Origin of the sequence: Bacteroides sp. 2_2_4, from assembly GCF_000157055.1 — a bacterium.
Classification (GTDB): domain Bacteria; phylum Bacteroidota; class Bacteroidia; order Bacteroidales; family Bacteroidaceae; genus Bacteroides; species Bacteroides ovatus.
In genome coordinates, this window is record NZ_EQ973386.1 from 1 (window position 1) to 3,334 (window position 3,334).

6 protein-coding genes are annotated in these 3,334 nt (G+C 31.7%); 2 read left to right on the forward strand and 4 right to left on the reverse strand.

Features of this window, described 5'->3' with window-relative positions; translation table 11 throughout:
• Positions 1-272: 272 nt before the first annotated feature.
• Positions 273-395: a hypothetical protein gene (locus BSCG_RS30805; protein ID WP_256379275.1), complete on the forward strand. Its 123-nt coding sequence runs from the start codon at positions 273-275 to the stop codon at positions 393-395.
• A gap of 145 nt (positions 396-540) precedes the next feature.
• Here BSCG_RS30805 and BSCG_RS00200 read toward each other — a convergent pair whose 3' ends face one another.
• From BSCG_RS00200 to BSCG_RS00190, 3 genes are all read right to left on the reverse strand, one after another.
• Positions 541-1,221 carry a hypothetical protein gene (locus BSCG_RS00200; RefSeq protein ID WP_008777655.1) on the reverse strand — a complete coding sequence of 227 codons (681 nt, stop codon included), beginning with the start codon at positions 1,219-1,221 and terminating at the stop codon, positions 541-543.
• Positions 1,222-1,538: 317 nt separating this feature from the next.
• The gene (locus BSCG_RS00195; RefSeq protein WP_008777656.1) at positions 1,539-1,730 is read right to left on the reverse strand and encodes a hypothetical protein; all 192 of its coding nucleotides are present in this window, start codon (positions 1,728-1,730) and stop codon (positions 1,539-1,541) included.
• Positions 1,731-1,732: 2 nt separating this feature from the next.
• Entirely contained in the window at positions 1,733-2,635 is a 903-nt protein-coding gene (locus BSCG_RS00190) for an IS1595 family transposase (RefSeq protein ID WP_008777657.1), read from the reverse strand.
• Positions 2,636-2,828: 193 nt separating this feature from the next.
• Here BSCG_RS00190 and BSCG_RS00185 point away from each other — a divergent pair, with 193 nt between their 5' ends.
• A complete protein-coding gene (locus tag BSCG_RS00185) occupies positions 2,829-3,059 on the forward strand; it encodes a hypothetical protein (RefSeq protein WP_008777658.1) in 231 nt (76 codons plus the stop codon).
• Here BSCG_RS00185 and BSCG_RS00180 read toward each other — a convergent pair.
• Positions 3,056-3,247: a hypothetical protein gene (locus BSCG_RS00180; protein WP_008777659.1), complete on the reverse strand. Its 192-nt coding sequence runs from the start codon at positions 3,245-3,247 to the stop codon at positions 3,056-3,058. The genes BSCG_RS00185 and BSCG_RS00180 overlap by 4 nt on opposite strands.
• Between the last annotated feature and the right edge of the window lie 87 nt (positions 3,248-3,334).

Sequence of the window (3,334 nt, forward strand, 5' to 3'; positions counted from 1 at the left end):
GGCACTTAGACGATACCGACACCACAAATTATTATTATAATTTTTAGTTATAGCTACCGTCTATATGCATTTTAATTAGTTAATAAACATGCTCTTTCTAGTTGGTGTTAACTGGAAAGAGCATGTTTCTTTGTTTGATATAAATTTGGATATTCAGATCAAACCTTTATCTTTGCAAATAAGAGGCAGTATGCTTGTCATAATACTACGTGGATAATTGGAAAGGGTCTACGTAGTTAGGCTTTTGACTATAAATTAAAAACTTTTTTATTATGAAAAAGCATATTTGCAACAAAGAAAAGACCGTTGAGGTTGATGGATATATTGCCATTAGAGATAATCAAGTGGTAATTGTCAAACCTTATAAACGTTGTCCTCCTACTAACAAGAAGTAGGCTTTGTTGAGAGCTGCATTTGGTAGATGCAGCTCTTCTTATTCGATTTCAAATATACTAAGTTATGCTTGATTTACAAGCATAATATCTGCTAATAATACTTAATCACTTCCACTTTTGTCTCATACTTTTTTGATTTAGTTTATTAATAATCTTTTTCTCTAATAGCTTCCAATATATCCGCTAAATCTTGTTCTAATACAAACTTATCATTTGAATATCGTTCTAAGGTATTTATATTATCATTGAAAAACTTCATCTTAGCAGGAAAAGCATCAGATATTTCAAAAAATTCGCAAACCTTTATATTATTCTGTTTATCTACAATAGCATATATATCCTCTAAACTCATTTCATTCTTCGTTTCTATTCTATACTTAATCTTATAAGTATAAACAGTATCACTTTCAATGGAATCTTTAAGTTCTGTTTTTAGATTTAATTTAGCTACTGAATATGTTAAGTTATCAAATGATTTCAGATTTTTCAAAGCAGTTTGCATTTCTTCTATTTTAAATCTAAAATTAGGATTGCGAGGTTCAATGAATTTTAAGTATTCTATGAAATCGGAATCTGTTATTAATGGAGAGATTGAATCAACAACATCACTAATATTTATAGTTTCTCTTGCCTTTTTGACTATACTATCCATGCTTATGGTATTGTGTAATTTAATAGATACTATCTCTTTAAGAGATGAAGGAGTATCAAAATTTTCATTTACATAAGCTTTGAATTGTTTTTCAATTTTCTGTTCTACGGTCATTTGCTGGCAGGAATTGAACCCTAGTAGCACCAAAAGGGAAAGTAATTTTAGCTTCTTCATAACATTTTGCGTTTTATTGGTTAATACTAAATAATAATGTTTCCATTTAGTTAGCATCACCTCACGCATATATATGAAAAAGGCGTAGAGCTAATGCCTAACGCCATCGAGGGCTACCACACCCTACTCACTTATAGGCAAAAGTCTACGCCAATATATGGCGTATAAACGCAATACACCCATAAGTGAGTTCCAAAATAGCCTTATTGCTGTCAATGTGGTAGTTCGATGGCGATTAGGCTATAATACGTAAAAAGCGTACCATCTATTCGATGATACGCTGCAAATATAAGAATAACTTCATAAATTACAAACTGTTACTCCTTCTTCTTTTCCTCCTTGTCTTTATCTTTCTCATCTTCGACTTGATCCGGTGTTTTCCCTTCCGCAATGTACGCCATCTTTCGGAGCAGTTCATCGAACTGTTCTTTAGGAACAGAAAAGTTAATCTCTAACCTCACTGTTTTAATGTTACTTAGATCTATTTCTTGTTTCTTTTTCTTTCCCATAACTAAGCTGCATTACGCAAAAATAAATTAAATCTTTGAGAATCGGTAAAATTTCGAGTATTAAATCGGAAAATATATTCATCAACGTACTCTTGCATGTGATTTCTGCTTACATGATAGTATATCCCAAATATCATTCTCTTAAAATGTGACCAAACATTTTCGATACCATTTGTACTAACAACAATTATCTCTCCTTCATCAGTAACATAGGTCGTACCGTAAAAGTGTTTACTATGGTCTACATCTCTTTGCTCGTAATTAATATTAATTCCCGGATAACCTGCTCCGTCTGTATAGACTACGCTTCCTTCTTCTACATACTCGTTTACAATAGAAAGCAATGTATCTCCATAAATATTGGGAACAACCTTAGCGATAATTTTGCCATCTCTTTCCCGAATGCCAAATACAGGAGTCTTATCTTTGTAGCTACGTCCCTGACATTTCTCTACTTTCTTATCTTTGTGACGATTCTTGTTTTTACCACCTACAAATGTTTCGTCTATTTCTACTTCACCGGATAATTTATGGTTGTTTTCCATAGACATATATTGTCTAACTTTCTGCATCATTCCCCACGCTGTTCTTTGCTTAATTTTTAATATTGAAGCAACTTGGCAGGAAGAAATCCCTCTTGTATGAGTTAATAGTAACATCATCACAGAAAACCATTTTCTCATTGGCATCTTAGTTTTAGCAAATGCAGTTCCGGTTTTTACATCAAAGTATCGCCCAGTATTCTTGCATTTGTATTTCCCATTACTACATTTGTACACTTTAGATGTCGGGTCAAAAGGAGAAATTACCTTATCTCCCCAACGCATCATCTCAAAATACCTGATACAACTTTCTTCATCGGGAAAGTTCTCATAGAGAGTTAAAAGAGTAAAATCAGTTTTCATAACGTCAAATTTTTAACTATCCAAATATACTAAAAATCAACGATATATGCAAACTGTTAGTCACATATTTTCCAAAAAATAAGTCTGTAAGGATGCTAAAGAACATTCTTATACAACATATAGAGCAATGTACTGCTTATAGTTTATAAGCAGTACATTTGCGGCTAGTATTAACCTTTAAAACGACAAGAATATGAGCAAATTTATTGAATTACCGGTATTCCCATCAGGTTTAAGAAATACAGAATATGTATACATGCCTGTAAATATAGAACAAATAGCATACGTAATGCCTTCATCTAAAGATAGATGTAAACTTTATTTTTCTGCTAATGAATATATAGATGTAGATATTGATATAAACGAAATGAAAGATATAGTAAAGTGCACAGAAAAAGTAAAAAGTGCAGATAATACGGATTAACGTTTTAAATAACTTCTTTTTAAAAGAATATCAGCTCTTTCTTCTAGTGTTGATATTCTTTTTTCTTCTTCTTCAATCATATTAAATCCATAAATGCCAACTTCTTTAGCTAATTGCATAGCAAGTAATTTGTTTTGCAACTCAATTCCATTCACTAGTCTTTCCAATAATTCTTCTTTCTTTTCCATAATCTTTAATTTTAATTGTTTATAAAACAGCCCGGATTCTCCGAGCTATAACTTTTTGTTATACGGTGTCAGTATCGTCTAAGTGCC